Below are 18,678 nucleotides of genomic sequence, written 5' to 3'. Positions count from 1 at the left end.
AAATGATTGGAGTAAAAAGATGAAAATTCTTCATGACTATGGGCAAATGCCACCGCTGTATCGTTTTATTTATTATAAAGTAAGATTTTATGGGGGAAAGGATATACACAAATTTGTATCCAAGATGATAAAGGACATCGAGAAGAAATTTATCAACAACTCATGTTAAGTGGAGATGCGAAGGTTAAATGGAAGAATGAAGCGGAGTTATTTAAACTCGTAGTAAAACATTATCCGGACGCAATTTTCCAGTATAGAGCAGATTGACTTGATAAATAGTCTCTTGATGTGTATATTTCTAGTTTGAAAACTGCTATTGAATTTCAAGGACAATAACATTATGAGCCTGTTGAATTTTTTGGAGGAGAAGATACTTTTCTGTATCGTCAAAAACTCGATGCATTAAAAAAAGAAAAATGTAAGGGAAATAAAGTTAAATTGATTGAATGGCATTATCAGGATGTGATATCCATGACAAATTTGAAACGAAAGATTAATCAATAAGAGAGGTAGGCTACCTGTTTCATAAACTAAAGAGGAGAATTTTAATTGAAGAATTTTTGAAAGTATGAAAAGGCTAAAGAATTTACATATTGAATAAATAGGACGATGTAGTATAAACCATCATCTTATTTAATCGTTTTTATTTTATATAATGTCAATATTAAAACTAAAAAATTAATTAGACAAGCAGCTGAATATCCTTCAGATTTATAAATAGGTGATGAATGAGGGGGATATTAAATCTTTAAATTGAATAAATGAAGTAACTACGTTTATTTTTCATGAAAGCTTGTTCTCCATCATACACTTTCTTAAGGGAAAGTGTAAGGAGGGAAAATAATGAGAGCAAGTGACGATAAAGCACTGCAATATGCGATTGCAGAAATTACGGAAATTGCGACTGGATTTGGGCTTGATTTTTATCCGATGCGTTATGAAATATGTCCAGCAGAAATTATTTATACATTTGGTGCATATGGGATGCCGACGAGGTTTTCACATTGGAGTTTTGGAAAACAATTTTTCAGAATGAAATTACAATACGATTTGGGACTTAGTAAAATATACGAACTCGTTATTAACTCTGATCCATGTTACGCCTTTTTATTAGATACGAACTCGTTAATTCAAAACAAATTAATTGTAGCGCACGTTTTAGCACACTGTGATTTCTTCAAAAATAATATTCGTTTTTCAAATACGAAGCGAGATATGGTAGAGAGTATGGCGGCAACAGCAGACCGTGTGAAAGCGTATGAGCATAAGTACGGAAAGGCAGAGGTAGAAACATTTTTAGATGCCGTACTTGCCATTCAAGAGCATATTGATCCGTCGCTTATGCGTCCGAAGCTCGCATGGAGTATTGATGATTTAGAAGATGAAGAAGTAGAAAAGAAAAAGGTGTCGCAATACGATGATTTATGGAATTTAGATAATCGCAATAAAAAGCAGGAACGTTCTAATGTGCGTAAAAAGAAGAAAATGCCGCCACAACCAGAGAAAGATTTACTGCTCTTTATTGAAGAATATAGCCGTGAGTTAGAAGATTGGCAGCGTGATATATTAACGATGATGCGCGAAGAAATGTTATATTTTTGGCCACAGCTTGAAACGAAAATCATGAACGAAGGCTGGGCATCCTACTGGCATCAACGCATACTTCGTGAAATGGACTTAACCTCTGATGAAGCTATTGAATTTGCGAAATTAAATGCAGGTGTTGTACAGCCATCAAAAACAAGTATTAATCCATACTACCTAGGTATTAAAATCTTTGAAGATATTGAAGAACGGTACAACAATCCAACAGAAGAAATGAAGCGACGAGGCGTAAAACCAGGATCTGGCCGTGACAAAATGTTTGAAGTACGCGAAATTGAATGGGACGTATCGTTCCTAAGAAACTACTTAAATAAAGATCTTGTTATGCGAGAAGATATGTACTTATTCCAGCGCCAAGGAAAAGAATATAAAGTAATAGATAAAGAATGGGAAAATGTGCGTGATCAACTTGTAAATATGCGGACAAATGGTGGGTTCCCGTACTTAGTAGTAGAAGATGGAGACTACTTAAAGAACGGAGAATTATACATTAAACATAGTTACGAAGGAATCGAGCTCGATTTAAAATACTTAGAAAAGGTATTACCATATCTTCATCAGCTATGGGGAAGAACGGTGCATATGGAGTCTATTGTGGAGAGTAAGGGCGTTGTGTTTTCTTATGATGGGAAGATGGTGCATCGGAAGTATGTGTGAGGGGAAGAACGGACATAGGATACTGTGTCCGTTCTTTTTATTTGGAACTAAGTTAAATATGTTATTCTTGAAAAAAGGGAGTTACATAGAGAAATGGAGAGGTTCAAATGGGCAAAGTAGGGGTAGGTAAGGTGGATATTACGCCGCCTATAGGTATTGATTTTGTCGGATACCATAGAGAGACAGGAATAAATAATATTGAAGAACGTATTTATGGAACGGTTTTTGTATTTGAAAAAGATGAAATGAAAACTGTGTTTATAAGCATTGATAATATTGGAATGTTAATAGAAGATACGAATATGATTCGTGAGCGAGTAGCAAGAGAACTTCATGTTCCATTTGAGCAAATAACAGTTGTTTATACACATACCCACTCTGGTCCAGAAACGGTCGGTGATAATCCGCTCGTACAGTCGTATAAAACGATTTTAGTAAATAATGTAGTACACGGTGCTGTTACTGCGAATAAAAACTTGAAGCGATGCGAAGTAGGCTGGGGTGTTACGACAGGTGATATTGGGGTCAACCGAAGAGAGCGAACATCTGATGGAAGAGCAAAGATGGGCACAAATATAGGTGGTGTTGTAGATAAACGAATTGGCATGTTAGCAATAAGAGATGCTGAAACGAAGGAGTTCTCTGGGATTGTAGTATTTTGTACGGCGCATCCGAATGTTTTAAAAGGTGATAGTGATGTATTATCAGCAGACTATCCGGGGATGACAAGAGAGATTCTTGAGAAGACCGTAAATTGTCCTGTTATGATTGTTCAAGGTGCTGCTGGTAATGTGAATGCGAAGTATCGAGGTTCAAGGAAAGCATTAAAACAAATGGCTCACATACTTAGTGGACATATATTAACGATGCTTCCAACAGTTATTTATAGCCCGATTGTAAATGTAAGAACAGTTTCGAGTACGATGCAAATGAAGTTGAAGGATATTCCTGAAATTGATGAGATACGAAGCATGGCCCAGTTAGCTGAAGAGCAGTGGGGTGTGAATACGGATGAATGGCTTACTATCGTTTTAGAGAAATATAAGCAAGGTATTCGGCAATTAAGTATCAATTTAGAAGTGCAACTGTTTCAAGTTAATGATGGTATGTTTTCAGGTGTACCGATGGAACCTTTTTCGGAAACGGCATTAGAAGTGAAAGAGAATCTTCAAAATGAATTAGCTTTCTTTGGTGGATATACGAATGGATATATTGGTTACTTACCAACGAAGGAAGAATTCTCATATGGTGGGTATGAAGTGGAATTAAACCCTGTTGTGTATGGACCGGTTACGAATTTATTGATGCCATCGGAGGAGAATACAGCGGAGTTGGTTGTGAAGAGAGTTATGGAATTATATACCGCGTAAAAAATATATTCAGTAGAATAAAATGTAAAGAAATTCATGATTTTTAATACAGCTATAGAAAAACGAATCCATTTTGAAGAAGATGAATTAAAATGGATTCGTTTTTGTTTACCAGACAGGTCGTATATTTGATGATAATTTCTCTGTATTTTCTTTAGTAACGAATGTTGTTAAATCTTCTTTTAGCATTTGCATTCGTTCTGTACCTATGTTTTCAATCCAGCGCTGCTCTATTTCAGCTACTATTTCTTCTTTTGCTTTTATTACTGCTAAACCACGTTCGGTTAAAACAATGATTTTACCCCTTTTATCAGTAGGGTGTGTTTTACGTGTAACGTAGCCACTATTCTCAAGAGAATCCACCATTTTACTTATAGCTTGTTTGGAAATCCCTAAATACTCAGCTAGCTCTATACCAGTTGCCCCATTAGGAAGGATGCGTTTGAACATAAAACCATGTGCTGGCCTAATATCCTCAAATCCTAATTCACTTAATTTGTCATGTAGCTCAGTAATTAATGTGCTAAATGATAATGATAAAAGCGATGTAAGATCTAACTCGTTAAATGTTTGATCCATATATATAACCTCCGCACTTGTAGTCAATTAAGTTGACTATATGTAATGCCTATTGTACTATACATAATATAGTCAATCAAATTGACTATATTATGTCGGTAGAACAAATAATGATTTATATAATATAGAATCAATGGAGGTTTCACATGGTTAATATCGTGAAAATTAGAGGGAGTGTATTTGCACCATATGCATTGCTGGAACCTATTAAGGACCCTGCAACAGGAAGAGTGTTTGAATATGCTGGAGATGCACGTGAGTTTACACCACAAGCAGTGAACACAAAGCGTTCAAGGTTAGAACAAGAAGTGAATATTGATTTTTATAAAAGAGAAATTTTCACATATGCAGATGCTTGTATCGTCACCGTGAAGATTACAAATTCAGATGGCTCAATTGAGTATCAAAAGGGAGAAACAAGTACAGAAAACATTGTATGTACAAATATTGTATGGAGTGAAGATGAAGTTTCATTTGAAATGAGAGCAAGTGCAAGTAATCCTTTAAACGCAGCAGCACCTGCAGCTGATTATTTTTTGACTATACGAGCTAATGAAAGTGGTACTGTGAATATTGAAGGTGTACATGATGGTTTCCCTTGCTATGAATTTTATAAACAAGTAGATTTTGGTTCGTTTGAATTGATATACACACATGATTTCAGAAAAACGGATGATACCCCAGCAGCACTAGCTGGAGAGATGGAATATAGCTTTAAAACGACAGTCTAAACATAAATATAGCGTTATTTTTTAGAAGGAAATAGAAAAGTAAAAGAGAAATCTATTGGTTTTAGGATTGAAATTATGGTCTGTTTTATTTAATAAGCATTCAGCATCTAAAATAAAATTATAGAGGTGTTTCTTATGACTAATATCGTGAAAATTAGAGCCAGTGTATTTATTCCAATGTCTTGGACTGAGGCTAAGAAGGATATGGAAACAGGAAAAGTAATTCAATTCGAAGGTGATTCACGTGAATTCACACCGTATGCGGTAAATGCGATGCGCTCTAGAGTTGAGCAAGAGGTAGTAGTTGATTTCTATAAAGAAGAAGTGTTTTCATATGCGAATACGGGTATTACGACCGAGAAGATTACAAGTCCAGATGGTTCTGTGAGTAAAAGAACAGGGAAAGCAAGTACAGAAAATATTGTGTGCACTGATATCACATGGAATTCTGAAGGTGTGCAATTCAAAATGAGTGCGAGTGCAAGTAATCCATTAAATGTATATGCACCTCCTGTGGATTATGTATTAAATGTATGTGTGAAACAGGATGGTAGTATTGATATTCAAGGGGAGCATGATGGATTCCCTTGTTTTGAATTTTATAAGCAAGTAGATTTCGGTTCATTTGAAAAAATATATACACATGATTTTAGAGAAACTGGTGATACAGTGGCAGCCCTAGGCGGGAACATGGAGTATAGTTTTACAAAGAGATTATAGGAAGTATGACGATAGAACGATGGATTGCTTCATTCGTAAAGAACTTGGAAATATCTAAGTTCTTTTTTTGTTTCAAATTTGTGAAAGAAAGACATATTGATTGAAAATAAATTTTTTATACTCTATCATATACCCATACAGGTATAGGTTTTTCTGTGTGATACATGAGAAAATTAAATAATATGGAGGTTCGAAATATGTCTAGAAAAATTGTTGTAGTAGGCGGAGTTGCTGGCGGGGCATCAGTAGCTGCAAGGCTTCGTCGTTTAAGTGAGGAAGATGAAATTATTATGGTTGAACGCGGTGAATACATTTCGTTCGCAAACTGTGGATTGCCATATTATATTGGCGGTGTCATTACAGAAAGACAAAAGTTATTAGTACAAACTGTTGAAAGGATGTCAAAACGTTTTAATTTAGATATACGTGTATTGAGTGAAGTTGTAAAGATTAATAAAGAAGAGAAAACAATTACGATAAAGAATGTAACTACAGATGAAACATATAACGAGGAATATGATGTTTTGATTCTTTCACCAGGGGCGAAACCAATTGTTCCACCTATTCCGGGCATTGAAGAAGCGAAGGCGTTGTTTACGTTACGAAATGTACCTGATACAGATCGTATAAAAGCGTATATTGATGAGAAGAAACCACGTCATGCGACGGTTATTGGTGGAGGATTTATTGGAGTGGAAATGGTTGAGAATTTAAGAGAACGCGGGATTGAGGTTACTCTTGTAGAGATGGCAAATCAAGTGATGCCACCAATTGATTACGAAATGGCGGCATATGTACATGAGCATATGAAGGTGCACAATGTTGAGCTTGTTTTTGAAGATGGTGTAGATGCGTTAGAAGAGAATGGGACTGTTGTACGTTTAAAAAGTGGCTCAGTTATAAAAACAGATATGATTATTTTAGCAATTGGTGTACAACCAGAGAGTAGTTTAGCGAAAGATGCAGGATTATCATTAGGAGTTAGAGGAACGATAAAGGTAAATGAGAAATTTCAAACATCTGACCCGTATGTATATGCAATTGGTGATGCGATTGAAGTGAAAGATTTTGTTACAGAAACAGAAACGATGATTCCTTTAGCGTGGCCCGCTAATCGTCAAGGTCGTATGTTAGCAGATATTATTCATGGCCATACGGAGTCTTTATATAAAGGTACGATGGGAACTTCTGTGGCTAAAGTTTTTGATTTAACAGTTGCTTCGACTGGAGTAAATGAGAAAATATTAAAACGATTAAATATACCCTATGAGGTAGTACATGTACAGGCAAATTCTCATGCAGGATACTATCCGAATGCTACGCCAGTGCTAATAAAATTAATTTTTAATAAAGATAGCGGAAAGATTTACGGAGCACAGGCTTTAGGGCGTGACGGGGTAGATAAGCGTATAGATGTTATCGCGACGGCAATGAAGGCAAACTTAGCTGTAATCGATTTACCAGATTTAGAATTATCATATGCCCCGCCGTATTCTTCTGCAAAAGATCCAGTAAACATGGTGGGGTATGCCGCAAGTAATATAGTAGATGGTTTTGTGGAAACGGTACAATGGCATGAAATAGATCGTATTGTTGACAATGGTGGATATCTTATAGATGTTCGGGAGCCCAATGAACTAAAACAAGGAATGATTAAAGGCTCTATTAATATTCCGTTAGATGAATTACGTGATCGATTGGATGAAGTGCCAATGGACAAAGAAATATATATCACTTGTCAACTTGGTATGAGAGGGTATGTTGCAGCGCGCATGTTAATGGAAAAAGGATATAAGGTAAAGAATGTAGATGGTGGTTTTAAATTGTATGGGACAGTACTGCCAGAACGTGTTGTATATTGATATTTTTCATCTTCTACTTCAAGATTTAGTGGAAGATAAAAACTTATAGATTAAGGTTTTATTTTTTGTTTTGCGAACATATAAGGTGAAAATTTAAAATAGGGGTTTACAAAATACCCTATAGGGTATAATATATTGTCATAGGTTATAAATAGTGACATAATGGTAATGAGGTGATTATAGGATGGAATATAATCAAGATATGAAAAATAGATTGAAACGTATTGAAGGTCAAGTTCGTGGTGTGCTTCGTATGATGGAAGAAGGAAAGGATTGCCGAGAAGTTATTACACAGTTAACGGCATCTCGTTCTGCCCTTGATCGTACAATTGGGCTCGTTGTTGGAACGAATTTAGAGCAATGTTTGCGTGAACAGTTTGAAAGTGGTAATGGTTCAAATGAAGAGTTAATTAAAGAAGCTGTTCAATTACTTGTAAAAAGCCGATAATCTGTCAAACGTAAGTATTGACAGATTTTCAAAAACATTTTAATATACCCCTACAGGTATGTGTATATAAATTATGGAGGAATCAACTATGAGTATAAAAGTGGATATGAGTTTAGATTGTAAAGGGTTAGCTTGTCCGATGCCGATTGTGAAAACGAAGAAGGCGATAGAAGGATTGGCATCAGGACAAGTGATTGAAATTAAGGCAACAGATAAAGGATCTACAGTAGATATACAAAGCTGGGCAAATAAAGTAGGGCATCAATATATCGGGACGAAACAAGAGGGCGATGTTTTGATGCATTACATTAGGAAAGCGCATGAGCATGAAGTGAATGAAGTAGCAAAGTATCCTCATACAATTACGAATGCAGAGTTGGAAGAGATATTATTAAGTGAGGAAGAGTGTATTGTATTAGATGTTCGAGAAGCAGCGGAATTCGCTTTTGGTCATATTCCATCGGCCATTTCGATGCCGTTAGGAGAGTTAGACAGTGCAGCGTTAGATCAGACGAAACAAATTTATGTTGTTTGCCGAACTGGTAACCGTAGTGATGTAGCTTGCCACATGTTGAAAGAGCAAGGTTATGCAAATGTGAAAAATGTCATTCCAGGTATGTTAGAGTGGCAAGGGAATGTGAAAAAATAAAATTTTTTAAATGAAAATATACCTATGGGGGTAATTAAATGAGTGTTAAATCGTTAAAAGCGAAAGATGTTGCAGAGAAAGTTTTATTCGGAGAGTTGTTTATTTTAGATGTTCGTAATGAGAAGGATTATGAAGATTGGAAAATTGAAGGAAAACAAGTTTCTTCTATTAATAAACCTTATTTTGATTTGTTAGATGGTGTAGAACATATTGTAAGTGAATTACCTAAGGATAAAGATGTTTTAGTAGTATGTGCAAAAGAAGGGTCTTCTATATTTGTGGCAGAGCAGTTAACAGAGGCTGGATTAGAAAATATTTATTATTTAGCTGGTGGTATGAAGGCATGGAGTGAACATGTAAAGCCTGTAAAAGTTGGAGATTTAAAAAATGGCGGAAGTATGTATCAGTTTAACCGTCTTGGAAAAGGCTGTTTATCTTATATGGTCATTTCAAATGGTGAAGCAGCAGTTATTGATGCAGTAAGAACAGCCGAGGCATATGAAGAATTTGCGAAAGAGCATGGCGTTACGATTACGAATGTAATGGATACACATTTACATGCAGACCATATTTCTGGAGGACGTAAGTTAGCGGAAAAGGTAGGTGGTACGTATTGGTTACCACCAAAAGATGCAGAGGAAGTTGTTTTCTCATACGAACCGCTTGTTGAAGGATCTGTTATTACGGTGGGGGGTACTAAAATTGTAATTGACGCATTATACTCACCAGGACATACGATTGGAAGTACGTCATTCATTGTAGATGATTCTTATTTATTATCAGGCGATATTTTATTTGTAGATTCAATTGGGCGTCCTGATCTTGCTGGTAAGGCTGAAGATTGGGTGAGTGATTTACGTAATACTTTGTATAGCCGATATAAAGAGCTATCTCAAAATTTAGTTGTGTTACCGGCTCATTATTCAAAAATAAGTGAAATGAACGAAAGTGGTATTGTTAGTGCAAAATTAAAAGATTTATTTGAGCATAATGCAGGATTAAATATTGAGGATGAGGGAGAGTTCCGTAAAGTTGTAACAGAAAACTTACCACCTCAGCCAAATGCATATGAAGAAATTCGTCAAACCAATATGGGTAAAATTCACCCAAGTGTGGATAAAGAGCGTGAAATGGAGATTGGTCCAAATCGTTGTGCAGTGCACGAATAATGAAATAAATAAAAAATGGAGGAATTGATGATGAATATAAAACAAGTGTTAGATGCGAAAGGTTTAGCATGTCCAATGCCGATTGTAAGGACAAAGAGAGCAATGGATGCTCTACAAACTGGAGAAGTGTTAGAAATACATGTAACGGATAAAGGGTCAGTTAAGGATATTCCAGCGTGGGCAAATAAATGTGGCCATGACATCGTAAAGCTTGAAGAAGAAGGCGATGTGCTGAAGTTTTGGATTAGGAAGGCGTAGTGAAGCAATAGTTTTGTAAATATAGAGAGGTTGGTTATATGAACACAATATTAAGTACGCTTTTCATTGTACTTGCTGCATGGTTTGTTATTTCACGATTTTTACCAGTGAAAGGTGTTCAAAATATAAATGGCAAAGAATTGAAAAGTATAGTGGGGAAAAAGGGGAAGTATTTTATTGATGTCCGTACAGTAGGTGAATATAGAGGGAATCATATGAAAGGCTTTCAAAATATCCCCCTAAATGATCTAGCAAGTAAGGCGAATCAATTAGATAAGAATAAGGAAGTAATCGTTATTTGCCAAAGTGGAATGAGAAGTAAGCAAGCAGCAAAGGTATTGAAAAAACTAGGGTTTCAGCAAGTAATAAACGTTTCAGGTGGTATGAATGGTTTGTGAGGAGGAAATTTAAAATGAAAGAAATGACTACAAAAGAATTAGAAGAAAAATTGTTGCGTAAAGAAGTGGTAAATATTGTGGATGTACGTGAAGTAGAAGAAGTAGCTGAAGGGAAAATTCCAGAAGCATGTAATATTCCACTAGGACTATTAGAGTTTCGTATGCATGAATTAAATAAAAATCAGGAATATATTATCGTTTGTCGTTCAGGCGGGAGAAGTGCAAGAGCTGTTCAATTTTTAGAAAGTTACGGTTTTCAAGTAATCAATGTGGTAGGTGGTATGTTAGCATGGGAAGGTAAAGTCGTATAGTACAGAGATACATGATTTGAGCCTTTTTATAAATGATAAAATACCCCTATAGGTAATTGGAGGGAGAACAATATGGAACAACAGAAGAAAACAACAATCGTTTTATTTAGCGGAGATTACGATAAAGCAATGGCTGCTTATATTATTGCAAATGGTGCAGCGGCGTATGATCAAGAGGTTACTATTTTTCATACTTTCTGGGGATTAAATGCTTTAAGGAAAGATGAACATGTGAATGTAAAGAAAACATTTATAGAAAAAGTATTTGGAAGAATGATGCCACGCGGTGCTGATAAGATGGGGTTATCCAAAATGAATTTTGCTGGTATGGGACCAAAGATGATTAAAGGCATTATGAAAAAACATAATGCAATGCCTTTGCCAGATTTAATTGATTTGGCAAAAGAACAGGGGATTAAACTTGTAGCTTGTCAAATGACAGTAGATTTATTAGGGTTAAAAGAGGAAGAGATTATGGAAGGCGTAGAGTTTGCAGGTGTAGGGGCATATTTAGCAGATGCTTCGGATGGGAATGTAAACTTATTCATTTAATCACCTTCTTTTTAGAAGGAGGGGGATGTAAGGTGAGTGGAGTATTATTACTTTTTATAATTGGGTTTATAGGATCGTTTATATCAGGAATGGTTGGAATTGGCGGTGCAATTATTAATTATCCGATGATCTTATATATTCCGGTATTGTTAGGATTTACTGGCTATACGTCACATGAAGTGAGCGGTATTACAGCAGTACAAGTATTCTTTGCAACTTTTGCAGGTGCCTGGGCATATCGGAAAAGTACTGATATGAATAAAATGTTAGTTGTGTATATGGGAGCTAGTATATTAATAGGAAGTTTTATAGGAAGTTTTAGTGCAAATCTATTAGATGAACACGCTGTAAATGTTGTTTATACAGTATTGGCGACCATTGCAGCTATGATGATGTTTGTACCGAAGAAAAATAATAGTGGAGCAGTTAAGTATAATAAATGGTTAGCAAGTGTGTTAGCGTTTATTGTAGGAGGTGTTTCGGGCATTATTGGAGCTGGAGGTGCGTTTCTTTTAGTTCCTATTATGCTAGTTATTTTAAAATTACCATTGCGCATGACGATAGCGACATCTATCGCTATTACGTTTATTTCCTCAGTAGGGATTACGACTGGAAAAGTGATTACTGGACAAGTAGTTATCATTCCAGCTCTAATTATTGCGGTTGCAAGTATATTTGCTGCGCCACTTGGAGCGCGAGTCGGGAAGAGGATAAATCAAAAAGTACTACAATATATGTTATCGATTTTAATTGTCGGCACTGCTGTTAAGATGTGGATTGATATGATATCGAAATAAAAGGATGGGCTGCTTGCAGCCCATCCTTTTATTTATGCCCAAATAACTTTCATTAAGTTTTTATATTCGTCATTCGCTAATTTATATAGCATTCTCGTATGTTCAAAGACAAGTGCTGGATTAAAGTTTGGTTCTGAGAATGCAAGAGATGTTGAAATATCAATTGCATTTTGCTTATTTAATGTGAATTTTGCAAAGCGATAAGATGTATTTAATTCATTGATGACATGTAAAATATCATTTGTTGATGTTGCATCAGGTACGTGAGCAACATTGAAGCAGTATATATCCACCGTAGGATGTTCGTTTTGGAAAGCAGCGATAAGTTGAATCTTTGCGCCAGCTTCAGTCTCTAATCCTACTGAAAAATGAACAGAGCCATCATTTTCATCTATATTTTCTTCCATGTATATATCGTTGGATTTTAAGTAGTCTTTAAAATCTGAGATGTTATGTTTTACTGCAGCTTTCATATGTATAAGCCCCCTGATAATTGGAATAGATTGCTACTATTTATTATAATTTAAAAATATTAAAAAAGATAGTTAGAAAGTTCTGATTTTTAATTCTGAAGAAATAAAAAGAAGCCGTACTCTACCTCCATAGAGTACGGCTTCTTTACTATTCATTGTCGTTAGACGATGTTTCTGTATCTTCACTGCTATTTTTGTTCTTATTTTTCACTTCATTGTTACTTGATTCGCGTTCACTTGAATTTTCAGACTTAGATTCTTTTGTCTTTTTCGAATCAGAGTCTGAGTCAGACTTTGTATATGCAGGTAGCCCAAGATGAGTACGAAGTTCATTTGTAACATTAGCTAATTCTTTTTTATCTGGATTGTAGTAGTAAGTTCGACCACCACCAGCAGATTTGCTACAAGTATCGTCACCTTTTGCCATATAGCAATCATCACCTTGGATTTGTAATTTCTCAATTTCCGAATCCGATCCATATTTATAGAATGAAAGCATATCATCAAATGTTAAGTTTGTAACGAATTGTCCGTTAATATCATCAATGATGTTGCCAACTTTTGTTACAGAACCAACACTTGTTAGCTTCTTTAAAATAGCCTCGATAACGAGTTGTTGACGTTGTCCACGCATTGCATCACTATCGATGTGTCTTGTTCTAGCAAGAGCAAGAGCTTCTTCGCCATTTAGCTTTTGAACACCTTTTTCTAGGTGAATAGCCTCAGCATTATCATTGCTATCTTGCTCAGTAAATTCAACTGGTACATCAACTTCAACACCGCCCAAGTCATCGACGATTTTTATAAATGATTTAAAGTTGAATTTTACAAAATAATCGACAGGAACATTCATTAATTTTTCAACTGCATCAATGCTTGCTTGTGGTCCACCATTTTTTCCGTTTTTAGCAGAACCGAATGCATGAGCGTGTGTAATTTTATCTTTTTTCTTTTCTATTGGAATATAAGTATATGTGTCACGTGGGATACTTAATAGTTTAACAGTTTTGCTATCTTTATTAAATGTTGCAAGTAAAAGCGCGTCTGTTCTTATAGCTTCACCATATTCTTTTCCACGGACATCGCTTTCATCAACACCCATTATTAAAACAGAGACATTGTTTGTAATAGGTTTTACAGCCTTATCACGTAAATCAGATTTATCACCGCGTGCTAAATCGTGTGCGGCATTTCGAACAGCAGAAGATGCTTTATTTACTAAAAACCAAGTATAACCGCCGCCTATTAATAAAACGAATAGTATAGCGCTTATAATAATTTTTATTTTTTTCTTATTTTTTTTCGGTTTATTGCGTGTATTTTCTTGCAAAGATGGGTTTTGCTCCATTTCCTGTACTCCTTCATTTGGATTGAAATACGACACTCATATCCACTTATTATAATGAAATTTAGCGAAAAAAAACATTACAAAACATTTACATTTCGTAAAAATTCAATATATTTATAAAAAGTCAGATTTTCTATATTATATTTTTGAGATGTAGAATAAGTATAAGTTGTTTTAGTAGAAATGAAAATATATATTGTGAGAAAGTGATAGAGAAGTAAGATTTGTTGAAATATAGCCAAGAAGAGATGAGTAAGCTTACTTATTTCTTTTATATAATAAAGAAGAATTTGACGGATAAAGGAGAGAGCATAATGAATCATACATCATTCCGAGCAATCGTTGTGAACGAAAAGGAAAATCATCAGTTTGTAAGAAAAGTTGTTGAGAGAGAAGTAAGTAGTTTACCTGAGGGAGACGTATTCATACAAGTTCATTATTCTTCATTAAATTATAAAGATGCTCTTTCAGCTACTGGTAATAAGGGTGTTACGAGAACATATCCTCATACGCCAGGAATTGATGCTGCAGGAGTGGTTGTGAGTAGTGAAGATGCTACCATTAAAGCAGGAGATCAAGTTATTGTAACGGGATATGACTTAGGTATGAATACCTCTGGTGGTTTCGGAGAATATATTCGCGTGCCATCATCTTGGGTCGTGCCTTTACCGGAAGGAATGTCATTAAAGGAAAGTATGATGTATGGGACAGCAGGTTTTACTGCGGCTTTGTCGGTATATAAGCTTATTGGAGCAGGAATCAAGCCTAGTATGGGAGATGTTTTAGTAACGGGTGCTACAGGCGGCGTAGGGAGTGTAGCTGTTAGTATATTAAGTAAGTTAGGGTTTAACGTAGTAGGAGCGACAGGAAAAATGGAAGAGGAAGATATGCTACTACGTCTAGGAGTGAAAAAAGTGATTCATCGCGCGGAATTGAATGATGAATCAGGAAGACCGATGTTAAAAGGGATATACGCGGGAGTTATCGATACTGTAGGTGGACATATGCTAGAAACAGCTTTAAAAACAGTAAAGTATGGTGGTTGTGTAACGACATGCGGTAATGTGGCAGGCCAGGAACTACAAACAACGGTATATCCGTTTATTTTACGAGGCATAAGCCTTTTAGGGATAGATTCCGTGCAATGCCCAGTAGATGTGAGAAGAGATGTTTGGACGCTTTTAGCGAAAGAATGGGGAAATAAAGAGTTACTATCTTATACAGAAGAATGTACATTAGAAGAATTAGAGAAGAAGTTTGCACTTATATTGCAAGGAAAGTTAAAAGGAAGAACAGTTGTTAAAATATAATGAAAAAAGAGACGCTTAAGTTAGCGTCTCTTTCTTATTATAATGATTGTTTTAGATTGATTTTTCCTTGTTCACCTAAAACACCGTCAGCGATATTTACAGCGTGATCGCCAATGCGCTCTAAGTTACTTACCATATCGACGAAGATGATACTTGCATCACCTGAACAGCTGCGTTCGTTTAGACGTAATACGTGACGTTTACGAAGAACACGTTCCATTTGGTCGATTTTGCGTTCTTTGGCAATAACAGTTTGAGCTAGTTCAGTATCGAAGTTTGTTAAAGCTTCAACTGAGTCTTGTAGTGTTGAAATTGTTAACTCAAGCATTTCGTTTAATTCAGCTAATGCTTCATCTGATAGTGAAACACGGTTTGAAATTTGGAAATCTACAAGTTCTACAAGGTTTTCTACATGATCACCGACACGTTCAATATCTCCAACAACACCTGCTAAAACAGAATGTTTTTCAGAATCTGTAGGTGAAAGTGGCTTTTCTGATAGTAAAACTAAATACTCGGTAATTTTTTTATCTAAATTGTTAATAGCTCCTTCTAATTGAGTAGCCATGTTTGCGTGTTTTTTGTCTTGTGTATTTAAAAATTGATTTGCTTCTTTTAATCCATGTAATGAGAACTCAGCCATACGGATAATCTCTTTTTGAGCTTCAGTTAAAGCGATGGCTGGAGATTGTTCAATAAAGATTGGATTTAAATGTTGTGGTTTGAAGTCAATCGCTGCATCTTCACCACGAATAATTTTTGTTACGATCCATGCTAACACTGCAATGAACGGGAATTGAATGATTGTATTTGTTACGTTAAATGTTCCGTGTGCAAATGCAATAGTCATTTCTGGATTCAAGTTTAATGATGTTTGGAAATATTGAATTAAACTTGTAAATGGTATTAATAAAATTGTAAAGATAATTGTACCGATAATATTAAAGATAACGTGAACTAATGCTGCACGTCTTGCTGCAATTGAAGTACCGATTGCTGCTAATACAGCTGTAATTGTTGTACCGATGTTATCACCGAATAATACAGGAAGAGCTGCTTGTAAATCGATTGCACCTTGACCGAATAGTTCTTGTAAAATACCGATAGTTGCACTTGAGCTTTGTACAATTAAAGTAAAGACTGTACCGACAACAATTCCTAAAATTGGATTATCACTCATGCTAACTGTTAATTCTTGGAATGATTCTAAAGAACGAAGAGGTTTCATACCTGCACTCATTAACTCTAAACCGAAGAATAACATACCAAAACCGAATACAACTTGACCTACAGAATGTACTTTTTTATTTTTAAAGAAGAATAGTAAGATTGCTCCAATTGCCATAACTGGGAGAGCGTATTCTCCGATTTTAATTCCGATAATAAATGCAGTAACTGTCGTACCGATGTTTGCACCCATAATAACACCGATTGCTTGTCTTAATGTCATAAATCCGGCACTTACAAGTCCGACTGTTAAAGCGGTTGTTCCTGAACTGGATTGGATTAATACAGTAACTAACATACCTGCTAGTACACCCATAAGTGGGTTTGTTGTAAAACGATCTAGAATATCGCGAAGACGATCTCCAGCTGCTTGTTGCAGTCCATCGCCCATGTATTTAATCCCGAATAAGAAAATACCTAATCCACCAATGAACTGGAAGATCATATCTTGAACATTATATTCCACGCATTCCACTCCTTAAATTTCATGTACGATGTAATTATTAACTGAACCTTGAGTCACTGTAAACGGTTTGCTAGTAAAATTTACACTAAATTTACAAAGGAAAGAAAAGTTTACAATCCCTTAAAGAAACAACTGCATTTCATTGGTTTTTACTTTGTATAAATCTTAATTTTGTAAAGAAATCACACTTTTTAGAATAATGTTGTTCAGTCGAATATTAAGGAAAGCGTCTGCGAGTTCATCGTATATTTTTTGATGAAAGTTAAAAAAATATGTAGGAAAATGCATGTAGTTTTATAACAGCAAAACGAGGGGAAATAATTCTTTTAACACGATAAAAAAAGCCACTGAATTATCCAGCAGCTTTTTCCGTGTTTTTATCGCCATGCTTTTGTTTTCTTATGCTTGTAATGTAAATGAAGAGAAAAGCAATAAGTAATAGAGAGGAATAACGATATACAGTTGCATAGTTTGTAAAATGAGCAATAAATCCAAATATAATCGCTCCAGCGCCGATTCCAAGGTCAAATGCGGAGAAGAATGTAGCCGTTGCTACGCCGCGTCGATGCGGTGCTACGCGGTCAATCATCCATGCTTGTAGTGCAGGTTGAATCGCTCCAAAACCACTTCCGTAACATGCTGCAGCAATAATTAAGCTCGGAATTGTCGTCGTATACGACAATAAAATAATACCTGTAAATGTTATAATAACTCCCGGAATGATGACGAATGTATGGCCTTTCGCATCATATAGCTTTCCAGAGAATGGACGAGTCACAGCGATTGCTAGTGCGTTACATAAAAAGAAGAGACTAATATCAGCTATGCCGACTTCTGTAGCAAATAGTGTGATAAAACTTCCGATTCCTCCGTACATTAATGTAATACATAATATTAATAATGAAGGAAGTAAAGCTTTACGCTCAATAAATCCATCGAGAAAAGTACTAGATGATTGTTGTGGAGGCTGTTTCGTTTTTTGGATTTGAAGTAGTTTCGTTAATATTAATGAAACAATTGTGCACGATAATGCACATAAAAAAAGAATTGTGAAGTTATATGTTTGCATAAGCCATAGTCCGATAAGTGGACCGAGGGCCATTGCAATTGTTCCAGAAAGGCCAAAATATCCCATGCCTTCTCCGCGGCGAGCTGAGGGAATTAAATCAGAAACGACAGTTCCATATGTAGTCGTTGTAATACCGAAACCAGCTCCGTGCAAAATACGAACAGCAAGCAAGAGAAAGATAGTTGAGGCGAAAAGATAACTGCCCATAGCGAGTAAACAGATAGCAGTACCGATCATTAAAATGATTTTTTTATTGAATTTTTGCAAGGCGTTCCCAGTTAGCGGTCTAACAAAAAGTGCCGCAACGGTAAACATGCCGACAACAAATCCGATATTGGAACTTGTGCCACCAATTTCTTTCACATAAACAGGTAAGGTTGGAATTAACATTTGAAACCCTAAAAACATACATAAGTTTGCAAAAATTAAAGCAACAAACTCTTTTGTCCATAACGGTTCTCGTTTTACGAGTATTGCTTCTCCCATATATTCATCCCCTATATAAAATTTTCTCTTTTCTTTCGAGTATATGTATTGGCCAATGCAACAGTCAAGGAAGGTGTCTTGAAAACGGATAACAATTTTTAAGGTGAAAAACTGACAAATTTGTGTAAAAGCTACACAACTATGAAAAAAAGATGTAAAGTATAGATGTATAGACTTGTAGGTGTTAAGAATG

Annotated in this window: 19 protein-coding genes; 14 read left to right on the top strand and 5 right to left on the bottom strand. The window is 35.6% G+C overall.

What is annotated here, in order from left to right; genetic code table 11:
* Positions 1–843 precede the first annotated feature (843 nt).
* Both spoVR and HMAS_RS20205 read left to right on the top strand, forming a co-directional pair.
* A complete protein-coding gene (gene spoVR / locus HMAS_RS20210; protein ID WP_116344985.1) occupies positions 844–2,262 on the top strand; it encodes a stage V sporulation protein SpoVR in 1,419 nt (472 codons plus the stop codon).
* A gap of 107 nt (positions 2,263–2,369) precedes the next feature.
* Positions 2,370–3,632, top strand: a complete 1,263-nt coding sequence (locus HMAS_RS20205; RefSeq protein ID WP_069604138.1) for a neutral/alkaline non-lysosomal ceramidase N-terminal domain-containing protein — start codon at positions 2,370–2,372, stop codon at positions 3,630–3,632.
* A 108-nt stretch (positions 3,633–3,740) separates the two neighbouring features.
* Here the strand turns inward: HMAS_RS20205 and HMAS_RS20200 are convergent, their stop codons facing one another.
* Positions 3,741–4,211: a MarR family winged helix-turn-helix transcriptional regulator gene (locus tag HMAS_RS20200; RefSeq protein ID WP_044306902.1), complete on the bottom strand. Its 471-nt coding sequence runs from the start codon at positions 4,209–4,211 to the stop codon at positions 3,741–3,743.
* A 146-nt stretch (positions 4,212–4,357) separates the two neighbouring features.
* Between HMAS_RS20200 and HMAS_RS20195 the strand changes: the two genes are divergently transcribed.
* From HMAS_RS20195 to HMAS_RS20145, 11 genes are all read left to right on the top strand, one after another.
* Positions 4,358–4,942, top strand: coding sequence for a DUF3238 domain-containing protein (locus HMAS_RS20195; RefSeq protein WP_044306903.1), 585 nt, complete (start codon positions 4,358–4,360; stop codon positions 4,940–4,942).
* Positions 4,943–5,077: 135 nt separating this feature from the next.
* Positions 5,078–5,662 (top strand): DUF3238 domain-containing protein, encoded by a 585-nt coding sequence (locus tag HMAS_RS20190; protein ID WP_044306904.1) that lies wholly within the window; start codon positions 5,078–5,080, stop codon positions 5,660–5,662.
* Positions 5,663–5,859: 197 nt separating this feature from the next.
* Entirely contained in the window at positions 5,860–7,524 is a 1,665-nt protein-coding gene (gene cdr, locus HMAS_RS20185; protein WP_044306905.1) for a CoA-disulfide reductase, read from the top strand.
* Between the two features lie 184 nt (positions 7,525–7,708).
* Entirely contained in the window at positions 7,709–7,972 is a 264-nt protein-coding gene (locus tag HMAS_RS20180; RefSeq protein WP_000456206.1) for a metal-sensitive transcriptional regulator, read from the top strand.
* Between the two features lie 88 nt (positions 7,973–8,060).
* Complete coding sequence (locus HMAS_RS20175) at positions 8,061–8,621, top strand: sulfurtransferase TusA family protein (RefSeq protein WP_025709935.1); 561 nt, start codon at positions 8,061–8,063, stop codon at positions 8,619–8,621.
* A gap of 38 nt (positions 8,622–8,659) precedes the next feature.
* The gene (locus HMAS_RS20170) at positions 8,660–9,790 is read left to right on the top strand and encodes an MBL fold metallo-hydrolase (protein WP_025709936.1); all 1,131 of its coding nucleotides are present in this window, start codon (positions 8,660–8,662) and stop codon (positions 9,788–9,790) included.
* 27 nt (positions 9,791–9,817) lie between these two features.
* On the top strand, positions 9,818–10,048 hold the full coding sequence (locus HMAS_RS20165) for a sulfurtransferase TusA family protein (RefSeq protein WP_002093886.1): 231 nt from the start codon (positions 9,818–9,820) through the stop codon (positions 10,046–10,048).
* A 38-nt stretch (positions 10,049–10,086) separates the two neighbouring features.
* Positions 10,087–10,446 carry a rhodanese-like domain-containing protein gene (locus tag HMAS_RS20160; RefSeq protein WP_001092318.1) on the top strand — a complete coding sequence of 120 codons (360 nt, stop codon included), beginning with the start codon at positions 10,087–10,089 and terminating at the stop codon, positions 10,444–10,446.
* A gap of 14 nt (positions 10,447–10,460) precedes the next feature.
* The gene (locus HMAS_RS20155) at positions 10,461–10,757 is read left to right on the top strand and encodes a rhodanese-like domain-containing protein (RefSeq protein ID WP_044306906.1); all 297 of its coding nucleotides are present in this window, start codon (positions 10,461–10,463) and stop codon (positions 10,755–10,757) included.
* 72 nt (positions 10,758–10,829) lie between these two features.
* On the top strand, positions 10,830–11,309 hold the full coding sequence (locus HMAS_RS20150; RefSeq protein WP_000437742.1) for a DsrE/DsrF/DrsH-like family protein: 480 nt from the start codon (positions 10,830–10,832) through the stop codon (positions 11,307–11,309).
* 32 nt (positions 11,310–11,341) lie between these two features.
* On the top strand, positions 11,342–12,106 hold the full coding sequence (locus tag HMAS_RS20145; protein WP_000017251.1) for a sulfite exporter TauE/SafE family protein: 765 nt from the start codon (positions 11,342–11,344) through the stop codon (positions 12,104–12,106).
* A gap of 32 nt (positions 12,107–12,138) precedes the next feature.
* Here HMAS_RS20145 and HMAS_RS20140 read toward each other — a convergent pair whose 3' ends face one another.
* Both HMAS_RS20140 and HMAS_RS20135 read right to left on the bottom strand, forming a co-directional pair.
* Positions 12,139–12,579: a hypothetical protein gene (locus HMAS_RS20140; RefSeq protein ID WP_000642362.1), complete on the bottom strand. Its 441-nt coding sequence runs from the start codon at positions 12,577–12,579 to the stop codon at positions 12,139–12,141.
* A gap of 148 nt (positions 12,580–12,727) precedes the next feature.
* Positions 12,728–13,927 carry an LCP family protein gene (locus HMAS_RS20135; protein ID WP_000437391.1) on the bottom strand — a complete coding sequence of 400 codons (1,200 nt, stop codon included), beginning with the start codon at positions 13,925–13,927 and terminating at the stop codon, positions 12,728–12,730.
* 314 nt (positions 13,928–14,241) lie between these two features.
* Between HMAS_RS20135 and HMAS_RS20130 the strand changes: the two genes are divergently transcribed.
* Positions 14,242–15,237, top strand: a complete 996-nt coding sequence (locus tag HMAS_RS20130) for a YhdH/YhfP family quinone oxidoreductase (protein ID WP_001016959.1) — start codon at positions 14,242–14,244, stop codon at positions 15,235–15,237.
* Between the two features lie 37 nt (positions 15,238–15,274).
* Here HMAS_RS20130 and HMAS_RS20125 read toward each other — a convergent pair whose 3' ends face one another.
* Together HMAS_RS20125 and HMAS_RS20120 are read right to left on the bottom strand one after the other, a co-directional pair.
* Positions 15,275–16,930 carry a Na/Pi cotransporter family protein gene (locus HMAS_RS20125; RefSeq protein ID WP_000456269.1) on the bottom strand — a complete coding sequence of 552 codons (1,656 nt, stop codon included), beginning with the start codon at positions 16,928–16,930 and terminating at the stop codon, positions 15,275–15,277.
* A 352-nt stretch (positions 16,931–17,282) separates the two neighbouring features.
* Positions 17,283–18,485 (bottom strand): MFS transporter, encoded by a 1,203-nt coding sequence (locus HMAS_RS20120; protein WP_000503239.1) that lies wholly within the window; start codon positions 18,483–18,485, stop codon positions 17,283–17,285.
* Between the last annotated feature and the right edge of the window lie 193 nt (positions 18,486–18,678).

Source organism: Bacillus sp. HMA207, from assembly GCF_003402455.1.
GTDB classification, from domain to species: Bacteria; Bacillota; Bacilli; order Bacillales; family Bacillaceae_G; genus Bacillus_A; species Bacillus_A cereus.
This window is presented reverse-complemented; position numbering and strand designations above follow the sequence as displayed.